The sequence below is a fragment of the Alteromonas sp. H02 genome (assembly GCF_059682525.1).
On record NZ_CM185021.1, the window covers coordinates 940,031 to 965,371 of the forward strand.

The 25,341-nt window shown below is 49.6% G+C and carries 20 protein-coding genes and 3 pseudogenes; 11 read left to right on the plus strand and 12 right to left on the minus strand.

What is annotated here, in order from left to right; all coding sequences use genetic code 11:
* Window positions 1-65: 65 nt before the first annotated feature.
* Window positions 66-473, minus strand: coding sequence for a BphX family protein (locus AC566Q_RS04250; protein ID WP_342632656.1), 408 nt, complete (start codon window positions 471-473; stop codon window positions 66-68).
* Window positions 474-953: 480 nt separating this feature from the next.
* Window positions 954-1,309, minus strand: a pseudogene (locus tag AC566Q_RS04255) (IS1380 family transposase); the annotation flags it as partial.
* A 59-nt stretch (window positions 1,310-1,368) separates the two neighbouring features.
* On the opposite strand from AC566Q_RS04255, the gene AC566Q_RS04260 reads away from it, so the two are divergent.
* Together AC566Q_RS04260 and AC566Q_RS04265 are read left to right on the plus strand one after the other, a co-directional pair.
* A complete protein-coding gene (locus AC566Q_RS04260; protein ID WP_112403874.1) occupies window positions 1,369-2,505 on the plus strand; it encodes an ISAs1 family transposase in 1,137 nt (378 codons plus the stop codon).
* A gap of 88 nt (window positions 2,506-2,593) precedes the next feature.
* A pseudogene (locus AC566Q_RS04265) lies at window positions 2,594-3,951 on the plus strand (IS3 family transposase); the annotation flags it as partial.
* Here AC566Q_RS04265 and AC566Q_RS04270 read toward each other — a convergent pair.
* On the minus strand, window positions 3,922-4,500 hold the full coding sequence (locus AC566Q_RS04270) for a DUF4158 domain-containing protein (RefSeq protein WP_499614054.1): 579 nt from the start codon (window positions 4,498-4,500) through the stop codon (window positions 3,922-3,924). The pseudogene AC566Q_RS04265 and the gene AC566Q_RS04270 sit on opposite strands and share 30 nt — an antisense overlap.
* Before the next feature lie 49 nt (window positions 4,501-4,549).
* Window positions 4,550-5,212 (minus strand): annotated as a pseudogene (locus AC566Q_RS04275) (IS982 family transposase); the annotation flags it as partial.
* A gap of 57 nt (window positions 5,213-5,269) precedes the next feature.
* Here AC566Q_RS04275 and AC566Q_RS04280 point away from each other — a divergent pair.
* The 4 genes from AC566Q_RS04280 to AC566Q_RS04295 all read left to right on the plus strand — a co-directional run bounded on the left by AC566Q_RS04280 (window position 5,270) and on the right by AC566Q_RS04295 (window position 11,760).
* Window positions 5,270-6,299 (plus strand): IS630 family transposase gene (locus AC566Q_RS04280; RefSeq protein ID WP_499613984.1). Its coding sequence is split into 2 segments (ribosomal slippage): window positions 5,270-5,724 and window positions 5,723-6,299, totalling 1,032 coding nucleotides; the frame shifts between segments, so codons are not numbered across the junction.
* Between the two features lie 293 nt (window positions 6,300-6,592).
* Entirely contained in the window at window positions 6,593-7,630 is a 1,038-nt protein-coding gene (locus AC566Q_RS04285; RefSeq protein ID WP_105933382.1) for an IS110 family RNA-guided transposase, read from the plus strand.
* 1,040 nt (window positions 7,631-8,670) lie between these two features.
* On the plus strand, window positions 8,671-10,338 hold the full coding sequence (locus AC566Q_RS04290) for a carbon starvation CstA family protein (RefSeq protein ID WP_499614057.1): 1,668 nt from the start codon (window positions 8,671-8,673) through the stop codon (window positions 10,336-10,338).
* Between the two features lie 339 nt (window positions 10,339-10,677).
* On the plus strand, window positions 10,678-11,760 hold the full coding sequence (locus tag AC566Q_RS04295; RefSeq protein ID WP_499614059.1) for a CNNM domain-containing protein: 1,083 nt from the start codon (window positions 10,678-10,680) through the stop codon (window positions 11,758-11,760).
* Window positions 11,761-11,775: 15 nt separating this feature from the next.
* Here the strand turns inward: AC566Q_RS04295 and AC566Q_RS04300 are convergent, their stop codons facing one another.
* From AC566Q_RS04300 to pdsR, 3 genes are read right to left on the minus strand one after another with little or no spacing between them, the layout of a single operon-like run.
* The gene (locus tag AC566Q_RS04300) at window positions 11,776-12,210 is read right to left on the minus strand and encodes a hypothetical protein (RefSeq protein ID WP_499614062.1); all 435 of its coding nucleotides are present in this window, start codon (window positions 12,208-12,210) and stop codon (window positions 11,776-11,778) included.
* Between the two features lie 17 nt (window positions 12,211-12,227).
* Window positions 12,228-14,396 carry a proteobacterial dedicated sortase system histidine kinase gene (gene pdsS / locus AC566Q_RS04305; protein WP_499614064.1) on the minus strand — a complete coding sequence of 723 codons (2,169 nt, stop codon included), beginning with the start codon at window positions 14,394-14,396 and terminating at the stop codon, window positions 12,228-12,230.
* A gap of 28 nt (window positions 14,397-14,424) precedes the next feature.
* Complete coding sequence (pdsR, locus tag AC566Q_RS04310; RefSeq protein WP_499614066.1) at window positions 14,425-15,114, minus strand: proteobacterial dedicated sortase system response regulator; 690 nt, start codon at window positions 15,112-15,114, stop codon at window positions 14,425-14,427.
* A gap of 292 nt (window positions 15,115-15,406) precedes the next feature.
* On the opposite strand from pdsR, the gene pdsO reads away from it, so the two are divergent.
* Window positions 15,407-16,135: a sortase-associated OmpA-like protein PdsO gene (pdsO, locus tag AC566Q_RS04315; RefSeq protein ID WP_499614069.1), complete on the plus strand. Its 729-nt coding sequence runs from the start codon at window positions 15,407-15,409 to the stop codon at window positions 16,133-16,135.
* Window positions 16,136-16,138: 3 nt separating this feature from the next.
* Here the strand turns inward: pdsO and AC566Q_RS04320 are convergent, their stop codons facing one another.
* Window positions 16,139-17,056, minus strand: coding sequence for a GGDEF domain-containing response regulator (locus AC566Q_RS04320; protein WP_499614071.1), 918 nt, complete (start codon window positions 17,054-17,056; stop codon window positions 16,139-16,141).
* A 387-nt stretch (window positions 17,057-17,443) separates the two neighbouring features.
* Here AC566Q_RS04320 and AC566Q_RS04325 point away from each other — a divergent pair, with 387 nt between their 5' ends.
* The 4 genes from AC566Q_RS04325 to panP all read left to right on the plus strand — a co-directional run bounded on the left by AC566Q_RS04325 (window position 17,444) and on the right by panP (window position 21,779).
* Window positions 17,444-18,367: an ABC transporter ATP-binding protein gene (locus tag AC566Q_RS04325; RefSeq protein ID WP_499614074.1), complete on the plus strand. Its 924-nt coding sequence runs from the start codon at window positions 17,444-17,446 to the stop codon at window positions 18,365-18,367.
* Window positions 18,367-19,140 (plus strand): ABC transporter permease, encoded by a 774-nt coding sequence (locus AC566Q_RS04330; RefSeq protein ID WP_499614076.1) that lies wholly within the window; start codon window positions 18,367-18,369, stop codon window positions 19,138-19,140. Before AC566Q_RS04325 ends, AC566Q_RS04330 begins: the two co-directional genes overlap by 1 nt.
* A complete protein-coding gene (gene trmB, locus AC566Q_RS04335; RefSeq protein ID WP_499617354.1) occupies window positions 19,140-19,820 on the plus strand; it encodes a tRNA (guanine(46)-N(7))-methyltransferase TrmB in 681 nt (226 codons plus the stop codon). The genes AC566Q_RS04330 and trmB overlap by 1 nt, the downstream gene beginning before the upstream one ends.
* A 324-nt stretch (window positions 19,821-20,144) precedes the next feature.
* Complete coding sequence (gene panP, locus AC566Q_RS04340; RefSeq protein ID WP_499614079.1) at window positions 20,145-21,779, plus strand: pyridoxal-dependent aspartate 1-decarboxylase PanP; 1,635 nt, start codon at window positions 20,145-20,147, stop codon at window positions 21,777-21,779.
* Here the strand turns inward: panP and panC are convergent.
* The 4 genes from panC to pcnB are packed head-to-tail and all read right to left on the minus strand — an operon-like array spanning window position 21,770 to window position 25,255.
* Window positions 21,770-22,618, minus strand: a complete 849-nt coding sequence (panC, locus tag AC566Q_RS04345; protein ID WP_499617356.1) for a pantoate--beta-alanine ligase — start codon at window positions 22,616-22,618, stop codon at window positions 21,770-21,772. The genes panP and panC overlap by 10 nt on opposite strands.
* An 8-nt stretch (window positions 22,619-22,626) precedes the next feature.
* A complete protein-coding gene (panB, locus tag AC566Q_RS04350) occupies window positions 22,627-23,424 on the minus strand; it encodes a 3-methyl-2-oxobutanoate hydroxymethyltransferase (protein WP_499614081.1) in 798 nt (265 codons plus the stop codon).
* 36 nt (window positions 23,425-23,460) lie between these two features.
* Window positions 23,461-23,976 carry a 2-amino-4-hydroxy-6-hydroxymethyldihydropteridine diphosphokinase gene (folK, locus tag AC566Q_RS04355; RefSeq protein ID WP_499614084.1) on the minus strand — a complete coding sequence of 172 codons (516 nt, stop codon included), beginning with the start codon at window positions 23,974-23,976 and terminating at the stop codon, window positions 23,461-23,463.
* Entirely contained in the window at window positions 23,966-25,255 is a 1,290-nt protein-coding gene (pcnB, locus tag AC566Q_RS04360; RefSeq protein ID WP_499617359.1) for a polynucleotide adenylyltransferase PcnB, read from the minus strand. The genes folK and pcnB overlap by 11 nt, the downstream gene beginning before the upstream one ends.
* Window positions 25,256-25,341: the final 86 nt, after the last annotated feature.

Genomic DNA, 25,341 nt, shown 5'->3' on the forward strand with positions numbered 1-25,341 from the left:
CAAATGCAGCCAGAATCCATCTGGTCGGGTATTGATCGGTCGCTGAAGAGTCATTCAAGCAGATTTCAGCGGTTTCGACGCAGGGTACGCCAGACACGAAAGCCCCAGCCAATCCAAATCAAATGAATCGCCAGCGTGACAAGCCCGAACCACAAAGCTTCGTGGCTCCATACGATGCTGTAAAAATCCCAGAGGCCATCGACAACTTCCGTTGCAATGACCACTGGAATGACGGCCTCATAGCGACCCGGATCGCGCGCGCCCCACAAGGCGACGGCCCCGATGGCACCCAACTGAAGACCGACAATGGCCCAGGCATCTTGCAGCAAGGTGAAGATCGGTTCATCCACGTGCAGTTCGACGCCTGGGTACATCGTGCCAAACAAGCCCAAGGTGCTAAAGGGCAGCGTGCCAATGAGGTTGATGATGTAAAAAACGCCGATGGCAATAAAAAACAGTCTTGCTTTTGTCATGGCAGCTTCCTCGGTTCAGGGGCGGGTTCAGGTTTCTTGATTGGAAAAAAACATGCCCAGGCTATTCGACAACAACGTGCTCTGGGTGACTCCGCTCCTCACTATATTTGCCCGGGCACCATTCAGGCCAATTTACACCAAGGTTCAGTTAACATCAAGTTGTTGTTGATGCCCATAATGTGCAGGTCAAGGACGGCCAGTCGCCTGAGATTGATCATTTTGCGACCAGGGGATGGCGTCCAGACAATAGTCGATGGCCCTGGGATGGTTTACCGGGTGATATCAAGTCAGTAATCGGATTGAATGACTTATCCGGAAGAGGCGAGACCTCTATAAATGTCGCGATAAACGACAAAGCGCGGACAGTGACGGCTAACTCGCAGTAGTCACTGCCGACCGCTGTGAGTCAGGGGCGGCAGGCCATATACATCAGTTTCTGCATCACACGGTCCTCAGGCGACGATGTTTGGCCGGGTGGCGTATCGGCGCATAGATGTTATACCTCTTGTATAGGAGTAGCTGACACCTTCCTTGCTGGTGTGGCTGTTGTCCACGGGAAAAGCGTCCATATTCAGGGCTACATGGCCCATCTTCAGAGGCGAGATCGGTGCACCACTGGACTGCAGAAGCTCAAGGCTGGGGTCATCCCAGAGCCAGTCCGGACTTGCCGCCTCGAAGTCACTCTGGCCCAGCGTAATCAGCCCGAGATAGGTCCGGATCAGTTCAGTGTTCGGAATACCGTGGCGCTTGATTACGGTGCGGGTGGTTTTGGTGAGAGACCTATGCCGGTTCAGACAGTGGCCCACCGGGGCCAGCACGGCAAGATCATTATAAATTGAACTTTTAGCCTAAGTGACGATCAGATCGAGGTCTAATCACTTACTTGGTCACTTTGATGAGCCCGACTTTCCTGAAACATTTTGCCCCCATTTCTGATCCGCGTATTGAACGCTGTAAAAAACATAACTTACTCGACATCTTGTTACTGGCGATAAGTGCGGTAATGTCAGGCAGTGAAGGCTGGGAAGACATTGAGCAGTTTGGTCATATCAAGCTTGACTGGCTACGCAAATACCGGCCCTTTGAAGCAGGGATCCCACGTCACGATACCATTGCACGGGTGATTTGCCGATTAAAACCCGCTGAAATCGAGAAAGCCTTTCAAGCGTGGATATCCTCGCTTATTGAAGAAACAGGGTGTGGTGTGATTGCGATTGACGGTAAAACCGCCCGTCGTTCGTTTTCCACCAAAGAGAGAAACAACGCGCTGCATGCGGTCAGCGCCTGGAGTTGTCAGCATCAACTCGTGCTCGGGCAAGTGGCCGTCGATAACAAAACCAATGAAATCACTGCCATTCCTGAATTGCTGAGCATGTTGGAAATAGAAAACAGTATTATTACCTTGGATGCCATGGGATGTCAGCGTGAAATAGCCTTGCAAATTGTGAAGCAAAAAGCCGATTACATTTTGGCACTTAAAGGCAATCACTCAGGTATGCAGGCAGAGCTGGCGGCGTGGTGGCATAAAAGTGTGCGGGAGGGCTTATCAGACGAGGTGTACTCGACGCATACAGAAATCAATGCAGGCCATGGGCGCATTGAAACCAGAACCTGTCAGCAACTACTCATCCAGAAAAACTGGCTAACTAAACAGTATCAATGGAGCGGCCTAAAAAGCGTTATTCAAGTGACATCAAAAATACATGAAAAATCGACAAACACTGATAGCGTTGAAACACGCTGGTACGTGAGCTCTCTGGGTTTAAATGCAGAGCAAGCTTTAAATTGTGTACGCAGCCATTGGCAAGTCGAGAGTATGCATTGGGTGTTGGATATGACGTTCAGAGAAGACGAGTCAAGGATCCGTAAAGGACACGGCGCACTGGTCTTCAATGTCATGCGAAAAATAGCCATGGCCTTATTTAAACAAGATGAAACAAAAACAGCGAGTATGAAAGCCAAAAGGAAAATGGCTGCGCTGGATGATGATTACCGCTCAACCCTTTTAGAATCTGGGATTAAAATGCGCTAGCCGTGAATGTAACCCATCGCCACAGACCTTATAATACAAGAGCTGTAGCGTTCTATGTTACTTTAGAGGGGGAAATCCCTAGAACCCCACATTAGAAGATCGCTTAGAATTGGTCATTGCGTGTGCCGGTTTGAAGGATGACGCCCGTGCAGAATATTGCCGTAAGCAAGGCGTATTCCCTCACCATGTTAAGCAATGGAAAGAGGATTTCGCCACCGGTAAAGGGCAGCATCAAGATATCACCATGAAGTCAGATGTGAAGCGCCTCAAAGACGAGATTAATGCACTAAAAAAAGAAGTTAACCGCAAAGACAGGGCGTTGGCTGAAACCGCTGCGTTATTGGTGCTCCAAAAAAAAGTGCAGGCAATATGGGGCAACGACGAGGACGGCTCACAGTGAGTACGCAACGTGACAACCTGATACAGCTGGTCAGTGAAGCGCAGAATGACGGTGCAAGCCAGCACAAGGCCTGTGAAATACTGGGTATTAGCAGTAAGACTTTGCAGCGTTGGCAACACACAGGCAACACCGCAGATAAACGCCCCTTGCGCCAACAATCACCGGCCAACCGCCTCAGCGAGCTAGAGCGCCAGCGTGTGATTGCCACTGCCAATGCATCGGAATATGCTGATTTGCCACCGAGTAAGATTGTCCCTTTGTTGGCAGACAAAGGACTCTATATCGCCTCGGAATCGACGTTTTATCGTGTTTTACATGCAGCCAATCAACTCATGCATCGCCAGCGAAGCCGCCCCACCAGAGTACATATTGCCCCAAGGGCACTCACGGCCGTCGCGCCTAATCAGGTTTATACCTGGGATATTACCTATCTGCCCACTCGGGTACGAGGTGTGTTTGTTTACCTGTATTTGGTGTTGGATATTTACAGTCGAAAAATTGTGGGCTGGCAGGTACATCATCTGGAGTTAAGCGCATTGGCTGCAGATTTACTGGTGGACATCTGTCAGCGGGAAGACATAAAACCCCATCAGGTTACCCTGCATTCGGACAATGGTAGCCCGATGAAAGGCGCCACCATGCTGGCCACATTACAAGAGTTGGGCGTAGTACCGTCCTTTAGCAGGCCCAGTGTGAGCAACGACAATCCGTATTCAGAATCCTTGTTTAAAACTTTGAAATACCGCCCTGAATACCCTGAACATGCGTTTGTAGATATACATGCCGCCAGGACCTGGGTGACAGAATTTGTCGCTTGGTATAATCACCAGCACTTGCACAGTGGGATAAAGTTTGTCACCCCACAGCAGCGCCATAGTGGTGAGGACAAAGCGATATTACGCCAGCGAGATACCGTTTATAAGCAAGCCAAGGCCCGGAATCCCAACCGATTTTCAGCCGGAACCAGAAACTGGGAGCATCAAACACCGGTGCATTTAAACCCTGAAAAGCATAAGTCAGAAACAACAGAAAAGAAGGTGGCGTAATTTAATCTTTAGGCGACAACTAGCTTGAAAAACACCGCTGATAATACGCTGAAGTGAGGTATATTTTGGGATAGCGATATGGTTTCGAGCAAGGTATTCGGTGCAGGCGTCAAATAAAAAGCGTGGTTCGATCCAAGATTTAGCAACTTGCTGTAAATGGCTAATGAGCGGTTCCTGATGTTGCTTTGCATCCCAAGCCTCAAAGTTCTGCAGACTAAGGATCTTGTTGTAGATACGTGTTTTCTGCTTGCCGTTAACACTGAAGCGAGGGACTTTAAATTTAGGGAAATATTCTTCAGCAACAAAGGTTAGGTCTTCTTTCAATTCCTTGTAAGTCGGATTGAGTTGGATGGGTTTGATCTTAAAGTAACCCAGCAGTGCAATGGCATAGCACTTATGATTACGAGCTCTAATGGATTTTATAACGTCCTGCTCCAGGTCATTCAGAGCAAAACTGACACGTTTTTCTTCCAGTGAAAGGCTGGGAACGCCATATAAATCGTTAATTTCTGCTTCGTGGAGTATGGTGAGGCGTTTTGAATTAGGCATGGGGTTCTCGCAAAACCCAGAATGTTACTCTAATTAACCTCAGATCTGGTTAAGCCAGCATTAGATTGTTGCTCTCTAATAGCTCAAACTCCTGAGACGTCAAACCCAATGATGGCTTTTCTTCTTTTAAACAGTAGGCGATGAGTCCGCCGAGCAAATTCAACATAAACCCGTGCATGCTGCGGTGTCGTGAGTGTTCGATGTAAGAAATGTTCTTCAATTGATCGTTCACCGTCTCAATGATGAATCGCTTCTTTAAGATAGCCCGGTCCCACAGGGATATGAACTTTTTCTTCATGTTCTTGCGAACCGTTGTGATCAACTCAACGCCTTTGTCCAATAGCTCTCCAGACAGTGCTTTGCTGATATAACCTTTGTCCCCGTAGAGTTTACCAAAAAGCGAGTCGGCCATTTCTGCCACTGGTTTTCGGTCATCCACGTTGCCCTTTGTGAGTTTAAGAGCCACGATTTCGCCCAGGTGATTGATGATCAAATGTAGTTTAAATCCAAACGACCAGCCCATTGTGCCTTTGCCATGCTGGGCTATGCCTTCAAACACTTTATTTCTCTTAGCGCGAATGATGTGGCATACCTCTATTTTGGTGGAATCAACAAATTGTATTCCGGTGGGTTCGCCAAGCTTCGACGTTAGGTAACTGCACATAGGAACGACGACACCAGGCATCAGAGCGAGAAACCGCGTATAGCTTATACCAATTGCCTTAAAAGTTTGATCTAATGGCAGTATTCATATTCGAGTGATTTTCATATGCATACCGCCGACGACTTTAAACAATTAGCAAAGCAGACATCCAACGGCCAATTACGGACCCGCTATTTAGCTTTGTATCATTTCAAGAAAGGAGAAACACGTACTCAGATAGCCGCTTACCTTGGGGTTGCCAGAGGCAGTGTTAATACATGGGTATCCAACTATCTGGCTCACGGACTTGAAGGCCTGCAATCCAAACCTAGTCCGGGTAGACCCTGCCAGCTCTCCGTCTCTCAGCGAGAACAGGTCGCACATTTTATTGAAGAAAACGCGGTTAAAAAGGAGGGAGGTCGTTTGATTGCACAGGATGTACGACAATACATTAGCGACACCTTCCAAATCGACTATCAGTTGCGAAACGTATACCGCATCATGGATACGCTCGGTTTCAGTTGGATAACCAGCCGCTCTAAACACCCTAAACAATCACAGCAAACCCAAGATACTTTTAAAAAACTTCCAGTTGGAAACGATCCTTCACACTCCAGGTCATCTCCCTCTGGATCGCGTTGACGTCTGGTTCCAAGACGAAGCACGATTCGGTCAGCAAAATCAGACGTCCAGAATATGGGCTGCGAAGGGCAGCAGACCAAGAGTGGTAAAGCAACAGCAATTCGATTATGGCTATATCTTTGGTGCGGTGTGTCCGAGCAATGGCAGTACCCAGGCGCTTATCAGCCCTCTTGTCAATAAAGAGGTGATGAAGCAGCATCTGAAATTGATCAGCGAAGCGACAGAGCCTGGGCGTCATGCCGTTGTTGTGATGGATGGCGCTGGCTGGCATACATTCGACACGGCCAGCCCATTTACCAACGTCAGTCTCGTAAAACTCCCAGCCTATTCTCCGGAGCTGAACCCGATGGAACAGGTATGGCAATGGCTACGGCAGCGTTGCTTATCAAACCGGGTATTTCGAGGTTACGAAGAAATAGTAGAACAGGTCTCTCGTGCCTGGAATACATTCATTGCGGATGTTGAGCGAGTCAAAAATCTCTGTTGGAGAGAGTGGACAAATTTGGTCAATTAATTAATGCAATTGGTATCACGCGTGCTCTCGCGTTATCGGGACACAAGGCAATGAAGAATCATTGCTCCGGGACAAATATACAAGAAGGGTCGGAAACCTGGGCGGTGTTTGCGGAGTTCTAAACGATAAAGCGGCGACACGATGAACGAAACAGACTCAGGTATTGACTATGGTCAATACAGACAGGAACCGCCGTGGTACGGAACCGTATGCCCGGTGGTGTGAGATGTATGGACTCCCTTCCCTGAAAGGGGTACGGTCTTAATTGTCAAATTAGCCAAAGGGGTCCATACATGATTAAGAATACAATTATTGCAATTGACCTTGCAAAGCATTCCTTTCAGGTTTGCAAGTTCAACAGTGACGGAAAAATTGATTATAACAAAGCAATGAGTCGTAAAGCATTGATAGCACTTCTGGGAAACCATGTGTCAGCGTTAGTGGCAATGGAAGCCTGTGGTGGCTCGAATTACTGGGCGCGTTTAGCGAGGCGGCATGGTCATCAAGTAAAAATCATTCAGCCTCGCGCAGTAAAAGGGCTGCAATTAAAGCAAAAAACAGATAAAAATGACGCCTACGCTATCGGTATTGCGGCTCAATTACCTCATATAAACTCTTGTGGCATCATGGAGGAAGATGAACAGGGTCTTCAGGCCCTGGAGCGGGTGCGAATGCTGCAGTTGGAGCAAAGGACGGCGTTGGCAAACCAGATACGAGGACTGTTGACGGAATTCGGGATTGTGATAGCAAAGGGGTTAAATCATTTAGTCACTGCGCTGCCTGACATTTTAGAAGATGCAGAAAACGGCTTGCCGATGAATTATCGTCAGGCTTTGGCTGCGCAGTCACAAATGTTACAACTCTATACGACTCAAATAGAAAGTTATGACAGGCTCATAGCAGAACACACGCGGCATAATCCTGTTTGCCAGAAATTAAGTAAACTCGAAGGCGTAGGCCCTTTGATTGCTTTGGGGTTAACCGTTCGATTGGGAAATGCGACAGAGTTCAATACAGGCCGGGATGCATCAGCATGCATAGGTTTGACACCGAAGCAGCATTCGACCGGCGGTAAAGAGCGATTGGGACATATTTCTAAAAACTGTGCAGATAAAAGATTGCGAAGTTTGCTCTATCAGGGAGCAATGTCGGTAGTGAATAAAGCAGTATCCAGAGAGCCTAAGACTGTGAAAGAGCAGTGGCTGAAGGCGTTAGTTGACCGAAGGGGAAAGAAGGTTGCTGCCATCGCGTTAGCAAATAAAACGGTGAGAACCGCTGTTGCTCTAATAAAGAATAATGACGATTACAATCCGATACTGTTAGCAGCCTAAGAGTTAGTAAATCAACAAATTGCGAAAATAAATGGTAAGACCAACCAGCAGAATTCAGCCAGTCCTCTCAAGTGACTAAACACTGTGTGTGAGAATTGAACTGTTGGTGCGTATACATCGAAGGGCAGGAGTAGCTCTCCATTTAAAGCCCGTATATAAGAGCGCATCTACTACTAATTTTTCAAAAGATGTTGATTACTTCAGGGAGTCCATATAAGAGGACGGGAGTTGCGAAACTCCCTCCTACTCGATCCTGTTGGAAAGGTCGTATTAAACCCACGATATCATGTCAGGGGGTCCCCGCTTAAAGCATGCGGGGATGACGTGGTGGATGTTTTGATATTGCCGAAAAAGGCGTGTTAACGCCACGACACCATGCAAGGGGGTGCCCGCTAAAAAGCATGCGGGGATGACGTGGTGGATGTTTTGATATTGCCGAAAAAGGCGTGTTAACGCCACGACACCATGCAAGGGGGTGCCCGCTAAAAAGCATGCGGGGATGACGTGGTGGATGTTTTGCTATTGCCGAAAAAGGTGTATTAACGCCACGACAGCATGCAAGGGGGTCCCTGCTAAAAAGCATGCGGGGATGACGTGGTGGATGTTTTACTATCACCGCAAAGGACGAATCAACCCACGATAACATGCTGTGGGGCCGCGCTCAAAAGCGTACTCGGATAGCGCGGGGGAATGTACTGTGATGTCTGTAAAGGTTGTATGAGACAGTCTCGATAGGGGGCGGGAATTATCCCTGAGCAGGTATTCTCTGCCAACAGTGAACTCGTCACGACTATCATTGCTGATAAGATGGCGTATGGATAATTTGAACTATTACAGGGTGTGACTTCGTATCAGCCTGCAGTGTGTCTGCATTTATCCTGCTCAGCCGTTGATTGGTCTATTGTTATAAAGAAAACATCAATGAGCCCATAAAAAAGCGCTAGAATCGCGCAGCAGGGTCAGTCAGACCCTTATTTTAAGCCGCAATCATTATCGGGCGAAGTTATCGCCCCGGTAGATTAACAATAAAAGGTGGACAAATGGCCTCGGTGTTAATTGTTTTGCTCGGTATTGCAGGAATGCTGCTGGGCTGGTTTGTTTATTCAAAATTTATCGCGGAACGGATTTTCCAGCTTGACCCTAATTTCAAAACGCCCGCTCACGAACTGCGTGATGGTGTGGACTATGTTCCCACCAACAAAGTGGTTCTATGGGGACACCATTTTACCTCTGTAGCGGGCGCTGCGCCAATTGTCGGCCCGGCTATCGCGGTTTACTGGGGCTGGGTTCCGGCCGTACTCTGGGTCGTCTTCGGGACTATGTTTTTTGCCGGCGTGCACGACATGGGCGCTCTGTGGGCCAGTAGCCGGCATAAAGGTAAGTCCATGGGGGCGCTGGCGGAAGATGTTATCGGTAAGCGCACCCGTTCACTGTTCATGGTAGTAGTATTTCTGGTACTGCTGATGGTCAATGCCGTTTTCGGCGTTGTTATTGCCAAATCCTTCGTATCCCAGCCCGACGCGGTATTTCCAGCCTGGATGGCAATTGCCGTAGCGCTGGTTATTGGTCAACTGCTGAAGCGCAATTTTAGCCTGATCCCGATGTGTCTGGTGGGGATCTTTGTGCTCTACGCCTCGGTATTTGCCGGTAGTTACATTCCTATCGAGTTACCGGATACCTTGTTTGGCTTATCGGCTAATGCCAACTGGATCATCATTCTGTTTATTTATGCTGCCATTGCCTCACTACTGCCGGTGTGGATGCTTCTGCAACCGAGAGACTTTATTAACGGCATGCAGTTGCTGGTTGGATTGTTTTTACTATATGGAGCGGTGTTTGTGTCGTTACCGGATATTACGGCACCTGCGTTTAATACCCAGACAGCGGTGGATACCCCCAGTATTATCCCTTTGTTGTTCGTCACTATTGCCTGCGGCGCGGTGTCGGGTTTTCATGGGATCGTTTCTTCGGGTACCAGCTCGAAGCAACTGGATAAAGAAACGGATGCCCGTTTCGTTGGTTACCTTGGTGCGGTAGGTGAGGGTTGTCTGGCTCTGGTGACGATTGTTGCGGTCAGCGGCGTGGCATTAGCCGCATCACCAGAAGAGTGGCATGAGGTATACAGCCATCTTGGGGATGGCTCGGTAGCGGCATTCATCACAGGTGGCGCTAACCTTATCCAACAGGGCTGGGGCTTACCGGTAGAGTTCTCATCGACTATCCTGGCTACAATGGTTGTGTTGTTTGCAGGTACCACTATGGACTCCGGAGTTCGCTTACAGCGCTACATTATTCAGGAGTGGGGTGAAATTTATCAGCTACCGGTACTGAAAAATGGCGTGATAGCGACTCTGGTTGCGGTAGCCTGCTGTTTGTTACTGGCCTTTGGTGCTGGCGGCTCTTCTGGCAGCGGCGGTATGATCATCTGGCCATTGTTTGGTTCTACCAACCAAATCCTGGCAAGTATGACCCTGCTGGTGATTTCAGTGATGCTGATTAAAATGAAGCGCCCGGCGATTTATACCCTGGTGCCCATGACCTTTGTTATTGTTATGGCGTTCCTGGCGGGGATTATTAAGTTAAAAGAGTACTATCTTGATGGCAACTATCTGTTGGTCTTTTTAGACGCGGTGGTGTTGATTGTCAGTGTGCTGGTAATGCTCGAATCATGGTCGGTGATCCGTAAATTTAAACGGCAATCAGCCTGATGAAAAAAGCCGTCAGTACAACTGACGGCTTTTTACTTTATGTGTTAGCAACGCTCACTCATAAAGAGCTTTTGCGTTTAGAGATATGCGTTAAAAACACCCGCAGTAATGATCATTAACGAAACAGAATACAACACCAGTGAAACTTGATCTGACAATTTAGCTTTAGCCATAATTCGAACCTCTTTTTCATCGAATGTAAGTTAAATGTAACAAAGAGGGTTGTTTTTGTTAATTATTCTTTGGTATTAGATAGTTTGTTACGATTGACTGTGCTTGTATCCACCGGATAAGGCCTCATAATACCCCTTGTACACTTGACTCAATGGACTGCTTTACATGATTTTATTGCTCGTTTACGTGATTATCGCACTGGGATTTTCATTCTTGTGTTCCATCGCCGAGGCGGTGATCCTGAGCGTTTCTTCAGCCTATATTTCTGTTCTGGAAAAAGAGCAGAAGCCCAGTGGTGTGGTACTTCGCCATCTTACCGAGGACATCAATCGTCCCTTATCAGCCATTTTAACTCTCAACACCATTGCCCATACCATGGGCGCAGCAGGCGCTGGTGCTCAGGCGGCGATCGTCTTCGGTGATGCTTATCTTGGTCTTATTTCGGCTATTCTGACTCTGTTGATTTTGATCTTTTCGGAGATTATCCCCAAAACCCTGGGCGCAACTTTCTGGCGTGCTCTGGCGCCGATCACTGCCTATTTCCTGAAGTACCTGGTTATTCTGCTCTATCCTTTTGTAAAGATGTCCGAATGGTTGACTAAAGGCTTCAAGGAAGAGAGCCCGTTGCGCGGGCTCAATCGGGCCGAGTTGCATGCTATGGCAGAGCTGAGTGGCGAGGAAGGCCAACTCAATGAGCACGAGGCGTCTGTTATGAAGAGTCTGCTTACTCTCAACGAGCTAACGGTGAAAGATGCTATCACCCACCGTACACAGGTATTTTCGGTACCGGAAACCTTAACCATCACTGAGTTTTTCCATAAACATGGCAGCATAAAATACTCTCGTATTCCCATTTATGAAGAGGGCGATTCAGAGCAAATCACCGGCTTTGTGATGCGTGCTGATCTGCTGGTTGCCCAGGCAAAAGGCCATGGCGACAACCCGTTATCACAATATCGCATGAGCATGGTTACGGTACTGAGCTCCATGCCGCTGTCTTCCACCTTCGATCAGTTTATTAAAAACCATGTGCATATCGTGCTGGTTGTCGATGAGTACGGTGGCCTGGAAGGCATTCTCACACTGGAGGATCTGCTGGAACGATTACTCGGGGTGGATATCGAGGATGAAAAAGATACCAATGTAAGCATGCGCCGCCTGGCTTATGTGATGCACCGCCGTAAGCAACTTATGATGCTAAAAAATGTGCCGGATAGCAGTATGACGTCGGCGCCGGGCAAAAAGTAGCCCGGCCTGATGGCGTTAAGGATTTTCCAGCCGCTCCTGCCACATCGCCAGATGTTCCCGGCGTTTATGCTGTAATTCACCTGCTACGTCGGGATTGTCCTGCAAATCGGTTGGGATCATCGCCAGCATGCGGTCGCAGGATAAGGCTGATACCGCCGCCGCCCACACCTGAGTTAAATGGACATTCGAGGTCTGCTGGTTTGTCGCCAGTTCTTTGGTGGCTATGATTTTCCGTTGCATACTCTGATCGCTGCCCGGGTACATGGCCACGGTGACCTCAAAGTCTCGTTTGAGCTGAGTATAATCATCATGGTTTTCGTCGATATCCCGGCCGGTTTGCATCACCGTCATCACTGCCGACTGGGCGTGACTGAAAGTATCGAACAATTGTACGTGTAACTGGCTGAACTGTTTTTCCAGTGCCACGATCCGCGGATCAGCTTCGCTCATGGTTTTGCCTTTTCTGGTTAGTTCTGGGGAACGGGTAATGAAATTACCACACAGACCCCGGTTTTGTCGGGTAAATCCTGCAGCACAATGTTACCTTTGTGAAAGGCCACAATCATATTGGCAATATACAGCCCCAGGCCTAAATGCGGCGGTCCGTCGGCATTATTGCCCTCTGTGCGCACTGACACCATGGACTGGGTCAGTTGCTCATGCATGCCTTTGGGCAACAACGGGCCGGTATTGGTAATACTCAATTTAACAGTGCGCTGTTCCTGCCACATATGCAGGGCAATAGTACTCTCTGCCTGGCTGAACTCCACTGCATTGGCAATGATTTTGTCGAGCATTTGAGCAACCAAATCCGGTGAGCCATTGAGCTGTACTTTCTCACAACTGAGCCTGAGCACAAACTGGCGGTGGGGGTACGCATGCTGATAGCCTTCTACACAACCACCAACCACTTTTACAATATCGAAACGTTCAGTGTCTTCCTGACTGATCATCTGTTCTAACCGGGTAGCTTCGCTCATACTGTTAAGAATGCTGCTCAGTCGGCTTATGCCTGATTGCGCACGGCTTAAAAACACCTGTTGCCGGGCCTGATCCTGAACCTCATCGAGGGTATCCAGAGAAGAGCGAACCACCGCTATTGGCGTACGTAGTTCATGGGAAAGGCGGGATGCCATATTCTCAAGATACGAATTGTATTGCTGCAGTCGGCTCAACACAGCACTGAATGAGCGGGATAAGTCACCTATTTCATCTCCGTGCCGGGATGGCGGCAGGCTGCCAATTATTTTGCCGTTGGGGTCGATGACCGCTTCGGTATCATCACGTAAATTGCGAATTCGGCTGGAGATACGGTGCGCAAACATCAGCAAGCCGAGCGTACCGAGTAGCATTACGGCAAGAATAACGTGAAAAAGCTGTTCCAGCGCCCGGTTGCGCAATGTGCGGATCCCGTGGGTGGTCTGTTCTACTACCACGGCACCCATAACGGAGTCGCCAATGTAAATGGGGTAGGCGGCCGACAATATCACCGCTTTGTTGTCCGGGGTCAGGCGCCACAGTGAATCTGGCTGGCCACTCAGAGCGTGATTGATATCTTTGCCAGCCAGCGCATAAGCGTCAGCCAGTTCGTCCACAAAATCACCGGGCGGACGGGTGAGTATCTGGTAATAGAGCGGCAGCAACCATTGTTGTTCAACATAGTGCCACCACCCCTGACTGCTACTCTCCTGGCTGCCGGCATTAAGCCCGAGAGAAGAATGGATAGAGCCCGAGCGGGCCAGTACCCGTTTGTGTTTATCGATAACCCACACCCGGGAATCGGCGTAGCGCAATCCGGAAAGTATCCGCTCGATTTCCGGCGATGGGGTTACCACAGTGCCCAGGTCATCGCTCTGGTTAGGATTGGCGGTCCCTACGGCATACTGTTTGGCGCGGTTAACCGGGTCGTCAACATCGACAATAGCGAAGGCCAGCGCGCCTGATGTCATGGTAATTGGAAAGCGCAGCTCAACATTATAACCGGTACTGGTCAGCTCCCAGCGCCCCTGAATTTCCAGCGCATTATCGACGGCGCGAAAGCGACCAGGGTTGTCATCAAGCTGGTAAGCATTCACCCAGCCGGAGTCGTAAGGAGAAATAATGTAACGGTGCAGGGTATCCTGCGCATCCAGCATACCGATCAGCAGGTGATCGGAGCGGTCAACGCTCAGACTGTTTGGCGCACGGAAAACCACATTGTCATCGGTTACTGCAAACATGGCATAAAAGTACTGATCGTAACGACCCACCATGTGCTCCACCGACAGGGTAACCGGCACATTCTGTTCGGCAAACCAGGTAACCACGTTATCTTCGTTATAAGACTGAATGAGCGGCGATACCGCCTGCCACTCCTGTAAGCGGCCATCGAGCTGAATGGGGACATCAATGGGCGGTGCGTATAAATCGGTACCCGGGCGCACGTTTTGTAAATATGCCGACTGGCTGTCAAACAAGGCCGGGCGCTCATGCAGCGCGGTGGCAACCGCTCTGGCCGTGCCAATCATGGTTTGTTCCTGGCCGATGCGCAGGTATTGCTCCAGCTCCCAGACATACTTATAGCCGAGCCACGGAATAGCAAACAAGAACAGCGACAGTACCAATAACTGCAGACGAATTGAAAAACGCAACTTCACCAGTCTGATCCCTCTTTACACCAGCCAGCTATTGCTGCCAGCGATATCCCATGCCATAAACCGTATCAATATGGTCGAAGCTTTCGTCGAGCTGGACAAACTTTTTCCGCATACGCTTGATATGTGACGTAATGGTGGAGTCATCGACCACCATGCGCGATTCATCCATTAGTTGCTGGCGGCTTTTTACATGTCCCGGGCGTTTGATCAGGGCGTGCAGCATCCAGAATTCGGTGACGGTCAGGGAAACCGGGATATCCTTCCAGCTCACCGTCATACGACTGACATCCACTTTAAGGTGGCTAAGGCGAATGGTATCAGAGTCCTGTCTGGGTGTGGCTAGCAAGTCTGTGCGTCGGAACAGGGCGGCAATGCGCGCCAGCAGGTGGGCCATACTGATGTCTTTAGTCAGGTAGTCATCGGCACCCATACGCAGGCCGCTGATGGTATCCACGTCATTATCCCGCGCAGTAAAAAAGATGATGGGGAGTGATTGGGAAAGCTGACGTAACTGCTGACACAGCATAAAGCCACCTTCCATTTCGTCATTCAGTCCAATATCGATAATAGCAAGGTCGGGGAGAGACTGGCTGAATGCCAGGCTGGCCGACGGGCGGTCAGCATAAGCCTGTACCGTATAGCCTTGTCCGCTTAGCACGGCAGTGTAGTTATCACGGATAGCAATATCATCTTCAACAATGGCAATGGTTTTTGGCATACATCATTCATCCTGTCTAATACCGGCCCCTACTATAACTTAGTTAACAGGGTTAGGAGGAAGTTCGGCACAAATTCCCCGAGCTTGCCATTTTTCTGCCACTTTTGTTCTGCTGTCGGCGGGTTTTCGCAACTGGCAAGGTGTTTGGTGGTTAATATCGCCACAAGTTGCCATGTTTTTCCTTTTTTGCTCAGCACATTGCCACAAGCTCACACCAACCGCGCCATATCCGACTGGTGTAATTCATATCGTTCACAGCGAAACACAAATTGATTACCCAGAGGAAACTATTATGCGTAAAACTATCATTTCAGCCGCACTTGCAATGTCTTGCTTAACTTCAGTTGCACCCGCCATGGCCAGCGACAAAGAGAAATCTTATGAACATGCCGCGGGCATTGGGATGGGATCCGGGGTGGTGATTGGTGCCATGGTCGCGGGGCCAGTGGGGGCTGCCGTCGCTGGCTTCGTCGGGGCGTTGCTAGGCAATGATATTCAGCAGGACAAGGAACTACAGGCTAATCAGGCCAGGTTGACCGCTCAGGCTGAGTTGTTGTCGCAGCGTGACCGTTCTTTGCTGGCAATGAAAAGCCAGATACAACAGTTACAGCAGGCGAGTATGACTACCCAGGTAAGTGATACGCGCACTCAGGATACGCCGGCCATCACTTTGCAGAGTGTGGTGCAGTTTCAAACCGGTGCCTATGTCATTGCACCGGATTACCAGCAGCAACTGGATCTGATTGCTAAGGCATTACGCGGCTACCCTTCACTGCAGGCCCGACTTACAGGTCATGCCGATCAGCGTGGTGATGCTAAGTACAATCAGGCGTTGTCTATGCAACGAGCGTTAAGCGTAAAGCAATACCTGCTTAATCAGGGGGTAGACGAGAAGCAGGTGTTAACCCTGGCGCTAGGCGAGGAACGCAGCAAACATAAAGAGTATGAGGGGACTTTCTTCGACCGTAAGGTTGTCATTGAGCTGGGTGAGGAAGATCCAACCTTAACCGCACAGCGATAGCGGTTAGCCGGTAACAACCTTATTCTTCCCTTTCAGCTTTGCATCGTACAGGTTGATATCAGCCTGTTCGATGACATCGTTGAGGGGATAGCGTTCTATATTCTGAATACTCACAGCACCAGCACTCAGGGTAACCCGCTCAAAAGGTGAGTGCTTGTGCGCTATTTCCAGCTGATAGATATCGGTTAAAATCTGATTGGCTATCTCCCTGGTACCGGACAGTCCGGTATTCGGCAGCAGCATAATAAATTCTTCTCCCCCGTATCTGATCACGGCATCACGGGCGCGGCGCGAATATCGTTTCAGTACCGCCGACACTTTTTCCAGACAAATATCACCTTTCAGGTGGCCATAAGTATCGTTGTACTGTTTGAAGTAATCCACATCGAAGATAATCAGCCCTAATGGCTGGTGGTCGCGCATCAGTTGGCGCGATAAGCGGTGATATTCCTCATTCAGGTAATTGCGGTTGTAGAGGCCGGTCAGACTGTCTTCATAACTGAGTTTTCTTAGAGCGTCGAGGCGCAGCTTACTCAGCAACTGATTACGGACCCGGTGAACAATGGTCTGGGCCACTACCGGTTTGGTCACAAAATCATTACCACCGGCTTCCCAACAATCTACCTGGGCATCTTTACCTAAATCAGCGGTGATAAAGATAACCGGGATATCAGCGGTATCATTGCGGGCTTTCAACTGGCGGCAGAGCTGAAGGCCATTGATATCAGGCATGTTTACGTCTACTACCAGCAAGTCAGGTAGTTTATTTTCGCAAAATTCTATGGCGTCGGCAGCGGATGATGCGGTGAAGGAGCGACAAACGTTATTCAGAATACTAGCGACCAGGGTACTACTGATGTGATCATCATCTACGATCAAAACCAGGCAGGACTCGATACTTTTCGTGGATTGAATGGGCATGAGAGGAACTTTCGAGCCACCAGTAAATAGATGCGTTGTTGCTGATTTGTAAAAATAGCATGGGTGAAACGGGAAACAAACCTCAAACGTGGGCAATAGGTATAACTTTGGTATGTATAATTGCTTTATAGTATTTTTTTTAATACGTTATTGGTTTTTTGAAATGGTTTGTCCGGCAAAGTAGACACTTTAAATCTGTAAATTTGTTACCATAATGAATTGGAAATCTAATTCTATCTGAACCCGTTGTGTTCAGGCCTCCTGCCAGAAAAACGAAATACCAATAACAGAACTTGGGTTGGATGGTCAGGCGAGTATGGTTTTTAACCATACCTTTTGCTAATTCATGCCCCTGAGGGCAACACAACACTAACCACGGAAATCAGCATGCAAGCGTTAACAATCTCGGGGTTAACAAAAACCTACCGTGGCTCTGTTCATGCCTTAAAGGGCGTTGAGCTGAGTGTGCAAGAGGGTGACTTTTTTGCCCTGCTCGGCCCTAACGGGGCGGGTAAATCAACTACTATTGGTATCATCAGCTCGTTGGTAAACCAAACTTTAGGCGACGTAAAAGTGTTTGGTTATGATCTCGATAAAGAGAAAGAACTGGCTAAGTCCTGTATTGGCCTGGTACCTCAGGAGTTTAATTTCAACCAGTTCGAAACGGTATTGCAAATCGTACTTAATCAGGCCGGTTATTACGGCGTGCCCCGCAACGTAGCTCACGAGCGGGCCGAAAAATACCTATCGCAGCTCGATTTATGGGAAAAGCGCAATGCCCGCGCGCGCGAGTTATCTGGCGGTATGAAACGCCGCCTGATGATTGCAAGAGCCTTAATGCATGAGCCCAAAATGCTTATCCTCGATGAACCTACAGCTGGCGTGGATATTGAGATCAGACGCTCAATGTGGCAGTTCCTGCAGGAAATAAACGGCCAGGGAATTACTATCATTCTGACTACGCATTATCTGGAAGAAGCGGAAATGCTGTGTCGTAACATCGCCATCATAGACAAAGGACTGATTGTTGAAAATACGTCTATGAAGGCACTGTTATCCAAGCTCAATATCGAAACCTTTGTGCTGGATTTGCAGGGCGAAACCGCTGATGTCAGCCTAGAGGGTTTCGAATACCGGTTACTCGATAGCAACACGCTGGAAGTAGACGTGGCAAAATCCGATGGCCTTAACCCTGTGTTCAGTCAGTTAACGGAGCAGGGCATACAGGTAATGAGTATGCGTAATAAGGCCAATCGTCTGGAAGAATTATTTGTTAGTCTGGTTGAAGCCGGACGTAAGGAGTCGGTGTAATGTCTGCCGGAAACAACTGGATAGCTTTAACCACCATCTGGATAAAAGAATGCACGCGCTTTCTGCGTATCTGGGTACAAACCCTGGTGCCGCCGGCCATTACCATGAGTTTATACTTTGTGATTTTTGGTAACCTAATCGGCGAGCGTATCGGTCAGATGGGGGGCTTTACCTACATGGAGTTCATCGTACCAGGCCTTATTATGATGTCGGTGATCACTAATTCCTATGCCAATGTTTCGTCGTCCTTTTTCAGTGCCAAGTTCCAGCGTAACCTCGAGGAAATGCTGGTAGCGCCGGTACCTACGTCGGTCATTATTCTGGGTTACGTAGGCGGTGGTGTTGCCCGGGCCATGTTAATTGGCCTGATTGTAACCGTAGTATCAATGTTATTTGTCGATGTTCATATTCACAATCTGGCGGTCATCGTGCTGACCTTACTGCTAACAGCAACACTGTTTGCTACGGCGGGCCTGGTCAATGGTATCTTTGCCAAAACCTTTGACGATATCAGCCTGATCCCTACCTTCGTGCTTACACCACTTACTTACCTTGGCGGCGTATTTTACTCGCTGACATTGTTACCTGAGTTCTGGCAGTGGGTCAGTAAGGCAAACCCTATCGTGTATATGGTAAATGGTTTCCGTTACGGCTTTTTAGGTGTGTCTGATGTTAATATCGGCCTGGCCATGGGCTTACTGGTGCTGTTTAACCTCGCCTTGTTTACTGTTGCATACACGCTGCTTAAGCGCGGTACAGGGATCCGTTCTTAATCATGCGGGGAAATTCACGCACTGTAGAAAGCCAGCAGAATGGCGTTCACGATAAACTTGAGGCGATAGTTGAAAAGTACCAGCGGACCGAAAACCGTCGTCCTATCCACGCTCACACCCAGCAGGCTTTCGACGAGGTGGCAGAGTGGCTGAGTGACTGGCAGGGCGAGGTGATCCTCGACTCCTGCTGTGGCGTGGGTAAAAGCACGGCCGGCCTGGCTCAACGCTATCCGCAGGCGCGGATTGTCGGCATCGACAAATCCGCACTGCGCGTTAATAAGCACCAGCATTATCAGAGCGAGCAGGGTAACTACCGGGTAGTACGGGCTGACGTCATCGACTTCTGGCGACTGATACGGGAGGCGTGTAAGCAAACCCCTTGGCATATCAGCGCTCATTATCTGCTGTATCCAAATCCGTACCCTAAATCCTCTCAGGTGCAAAAGCGCTGGCATGCGAGTCAGGCGATGCCCGATCTGATGGCTTTGTCCCCACGAATTGAAGTGCGCAGTAATTGGTTTATTTACCTTGAAGAGTTCGCTGTTGCCGCGGCTAAATACGGCATGCAATGCGAGATTACTGAGGTTAATCCGCAGCAACCAGCATTAACGCCCTTTGAGCAGAAGTATCAGGACAGCGGACAACAATGCTGGCGGTTGCTCGGGGCAGTGGCGCAATAAGGCTGTACACTAAAGCGCTTAAAATCTGGATTTGTGTCACTAATATGACAGATTTTCATGGGTTTTTGTTAGAAAATCCTTATAATCGCACTCTCTTTGGGGCAGCCCCGGAAGATCTTTTTACTGGCTGTTTAGCGTAAGAAACACTGGCTGGCCTTGGCGTGTCGGGTAATCTGCGCTACAGTCAGGGGCTGTGAAAGGTCATTGCTAAGTATCCGGCATGAGTTTCAGATTGGGCCGGTGAGCAATGTTGCGCGAGCGTTTAACAGTCAGTGTGGCAAAGCATCAGCGCAGTTATCATTTTCAATTCGAGAGGTGTACAGTGTGGGTGAAGCACAAGTAAGCTTGAAGCACCTGTTTCGGGTTTTTACCAAGCCAGAGCACAAAGACTCTAAGCTGGCACAAATTGAAGAACACCTTTCAGACAATATCCTGGATTTCTTGTCGCAACACGTCGTGACCAAGAAAACCTCGCTGGAAGAAGTCGAACAGGACTTTGCCGATGCAATGATGCCTGAGTCGCCTGAGTTTGTGTCGACGCACGCTGAAAACCTGCTGGAAAAGCTGGTTGCCCATTCAGTGAATACCTACTCTCCCACCTTTATAGGTCATATGACATCGGCGTTGCCGTATTTTCATTTATCGCTGGCCAAGCTGCTGGTGGGTCTGAATCAGAACCTGGTTAAAATCGAGACATCAAAAGCATTTACCCCCCTTGAACGCCAGGTACTGGGGATGATGCACAATCTGGTGTACGAGCAGGACGAAAGCTTTTACGAACAATACCTGCACAGTGCCCGGCACGCACTGGGCGCGTTTTGCTCAGGTGGTACCGTTGCCAACATTACCGCTTTGTGGGTGGCACGCAATAAAATTCTTGGCCCGGACGGCCGGTTCCCTGGCGTAGCCAGAGCCGGACTGGCCAGTGCTTACCGCCACTATGATATCGATAATCTCGGCGTGTTATGCTCGCGGCGTGGTCACTACAGTCTCTCAAAAGCGGTGGATGTGCTGGGGATCGGGCGCGAAAACCTAATCACGCTGCCATGTCCTGAGCAGGTCCTGGATCCTGCTCAGGCGCTAAGAAAAGGCCGCGAATATCAGGAACAGGGCAATAAACTGCTGGCCATCGTTGGTATTGGCGGAACCACGGAAACGGGTCACGTTGATCCGCTTGATGAACTGGCTGATGTGGCAGAGGAACTGGGCTGCTGGTTCCACGTAGACGCTGCCTGGGGCGGTGCTACGCTGTTTTCCAAGCACTATCGCGGCATTTTAAAAGGCATTGAAAAAGCCGACTCGGTTACCATTGATGCGCATAAGCAAATGTATGTGCCCATGGGAGCTGGCATGGCGCTGTTTAAGAACCCGGCAGATGCCAACGCTGTACGTCATCATGCGCAATATATTCTGCGTGAAGGGTCAAAAGATTTGGGCGCTACCACGCTGGAAGGCTCCCGTAACGGCATGGCCATGATGGTCTATTCATCATTGCACATTCTGGGCCGTCGCGGCTATGAGCTGCTGATTAACCAGAGTATTGAGAAAGCCAAAAAATTCGCCGCAATGATTGAGGCTCACCCTGACTTTGAACTGATCACTTCACCGACATTGTCTATTATGACCTATAGGGTTTGTCCGGCGGCTATTCAGGAACAACTGAAAATGCTACCGCAGGTGCAGGCTCAACGGCTGAACAGCAAAGTAGACCGACTGGTAGTTAACGTGCAGAAATTGCAGCGTGAGGCCGGTAAATCATTTGTGTCACGAACCCGTTTAGAATGCCCGGTGTATGGTGCATATCCCATTACGGTTTTCCGTGTGGTACTGGCCAATCCAATGACCACCACCCGCGATCTCAGAGCGATTCTGGAAGAGCAACACGCCATTGCCAGTCGCAACCGCGTATGGCAGGAATTACTGGCGGTGAGTACGCCTGCAACACTGGATCAAGCCTGATCCAGTGTAATCTGCATATTATCGATTAAACGCGTAGTGCCCATAAAAGCTGCCATCAGAATGACGAGCTGATAGTCACCCGGCTCGGCAGGTTGCAGGTTTCTGGCATTGCGAATGGTGACATACTCCGGCTTAAGGCCGGCAGCCATCAGCGATTGTGACGCTTTACGTTCAATATCAGCATAGCTGTCCTGCCGGGCACAGATAGCGGCACGCATTTGCTCCATGGCGGCGTATATCTGCGTAGCGGTAGTCCGTTGTTCAGCGCTGAGGTAACCATTACGGGAACTCATTGCCAGTCCATCTTCCTGACGTCTTGTGGGCACGCCAACAATATTAATCGGCATGGATAAATCTTCCACCATGGTGCGGATCACCTGTAACTGCTGGAAGTCTTTCTCACCAAAACAAGCTACATCTGGCTGTACCATGTTAAACAGCTTGCAGACGATGGTCGCCACACCGCGGAAATGACCGGGACGACTCGCGCCGCACAGCAAATCAGAAATACCGGGTACTTCCACAAAGGTTTGTTCGCTTAAGCCGCGTGGATAAACGTCATCAACCGCCGGGAAAAACAGCGCGTCAACGTCGTGCGCCTCAAGCTTGCTGCGATCGGCGTCGAGCGTTCGTGGATAGGCGTCCAGATCTTCATTGGCACCAAATTGCATGGGGTTAACGAAAATCGACACCACAACTTTATCAGCCAGGTTTTTGGCCTGCTTAACTAAATCCAGGTGGCCATCGTGCAGATTACCCATAGTGGGTACAAAAGCAACGGTATGATCGGCGTTGCGCCAGCTTTGACGCAGTTCTCGTAAGGTGTTTAGTGATTCAATAAATTGCATTATTTGTCAAAGCTATGTTCGGGGCCGGGGAACAGGCCGTTTTTTACTTGTTCAATATACAGGGCAACGGCCTTGCGCAGATCACCGGTTTCGGCAAGGTAGTTTTTTGAAAACTTTGGCATATAGTTAGCGCTGACTCCAAACATGTCGTGCATCACCAGGATCTGGCCGTCGGTGTGCACGCCGGCGCCAATGCCAATCACCGGAATGTTCAGCTGTTCGCTGACCGTTTTACCCAGCGGTGTGGGCACACACTCTAGCACCAGCATCTGCGCACCAGCGGCTTCTAGCGCCAGCGCGTCATCTATCAGCTGTTGTGCTTTGTCTTCTTCACGACCTTGTACTTTAAAGCCACCAAAGACATTCACCGATTGCGGGGTAAGACCCAGATGACCGCAAACCGGCACACCGCGTTGCTTAAGACCGGTGACGGTCTCGCATAACCAGGCGCCGCCTTCCAGTTTTACCATGCTGGCACCTGCGGCCATTAAGGCCGCAGCGTTTTCAAAAGCCTGGGCGGGCGTGGCATAGGACATAAACGGCATATCGGCAATAACAAAGGCTGCGTTCACACCCGCGGCAACCGAGCGGGTGTGGTAGGCAACGTCTGCCGTAGTCACCGGCAGCGTGCTGTCCTGGCCTTGTAATACCATGCCCAGCGAGTCACCGATTAACAGCACATCAATACCCTGTTCATCAAATAGCTTGGCGAAGCTGGCATCATAGGCTGTCAGGGCGGTGATTTTCTCACCCTGTTGTTTTTGTTTAATCAGCGTCGAAATAGTGACTTTTTTCATGGGCATTCTCCCAATGCAATAAAGGCGACAGGGCCGTTACAGAGTGGATGTCTCGTTGATTGAGGCGAGGCGCTTAAGACCGTCCAACGAGCAGCGTGACACCCACACTGACAGCGGCAGTCCGTCCGGCATAATCATATCCGGCGCAATTTCAAACAGCGGAACCAACACAAACTCGCGCTCGGCCATACCAATGTGCGGAATGATCAGATCATCGGTTTTGATGGTCTCGGTATCATACAGCAGAATATCCAAATCGAGGGTGCGCGGCCCCCAGCGCTCACCTTCACGGACCCGGCCGTGATGATGTTCGATTTTTTGCAGACTGGATAATAACTCATGGGGATCTAAAGCGGTTGTAATGCGTGCAACAGCGTTAACATAAACCGGCTGATCCTGCGGGCCCATAGGCTTACTCTGATAAAAAGAGGAGGCTTTTTGTACCTGGGTGTCCGGCAATTCACTGATCGCACAAATAGCCGATATCAACTGGCTCAGTGACTCGCCCAGATTACTGCCCAGGCCAATATAAACACTATGCTTACTGGACATGATTTTCGGATTTCGGCTTTCTGGGACGGCGGCGTTTACGCTGGGCTCCACCTTCTTCCTGACGCAGCGTGTTAAGCATTTTCTTCTGCTGATTAGGCACGGCATCCTGAAACTGGGTCCACCAATCGGCCAGTTCAAGCAGGGCGCCGCCTTCAGTCTGGCCGCGGGCGAGCAAAAAGTCGTACGCTGCACGGAATTTCGGATGTGACAACAGTTGGAAAGCCCGGCGGCCAAAGCGCCTTGGTAACCGCTGCTGCAGGTGCCAGATATCACGCACCACAGTGCTGAATCGTTTGGGGATCATAATGCGCTGGGATTGGCGATGTAATACATCACCCATGGCAATATTGAATGCATCGTGGGCGTTCAAGCCTGCCTCTGACTGGAGTTTGGTGGCATGCTCTTCTACTGGGTACCACAATAAAGTGGCAATCAGGAAAGCCGGTGTGACCCGCTGCCCGGTGTTAATACGTTCGTCGGTATTGACCAATACCCGTTCAATCAGCGCTATTTCCTTGCTGTCAGCCGCGGCAAACACTCTGCCAAGCATCGGGAACAAAGGCTCCAGAAGGTTAAACTCACGCAGCATGCGGAATGTCTTGAGACCCTGACCAGACAAAAACAGTTTGAGCATTTCTTCAAACAGGCGGGCCGGCGGAATATTGGATAACAGATGTGCCAGTTCACGGATAGGTTCTGCCGTTCGCGGGTTGATAGTCATATCCAGTTTGGCAGCAAAACGCACGGCGCGCAGCATTCTGACCGGATCTTCCCGATAGCGGACTTCAGGGTCGCCAATCAAATCCACTTCGCGTCGCTTAATGGCACGGATACCGTTGGCAAAATCAGTGACAGAAAAGGTTGCCACATCGTAATACATGGCATTGAAGGTAAAGTCGCGGCGTTCGGCATCTTCTTCAATGGTGCCAAATACATTGTCTCTTACCAGCTGTCCCTGCTCATCCTGTTTGGCCAGCGACTGATCTTCATTGTGGTGGCCACGAAAGGTCGCGACTTCAATGATTTCACGACCAAATACAATGTGCGCCAGGCGAAAACGGCGACCGATAAGGCGACAGTTACGAAACAACCCTTTGATCTGCTCGGGGGTGGCATTGGTGACAACATCAAAATCTTTAGGTTTATGGCCCAGCATCAGGTCGCGCACGCAACCGCCTACCAGATAAGCCGAAAACCCGGCGTTATTCAGGCGGTACATCACCTTAAGGGCATTATCACTAATGTCTTCCCGGGATATTGCATGTTCAGCGCGAGGAATCACCACACCTTCAATCAGCGGGGCTTGTTCACTGTCGCGACTCAATGCGCGTTTCACCTTGTCCAGAACGCGGGTAATGATGGTAA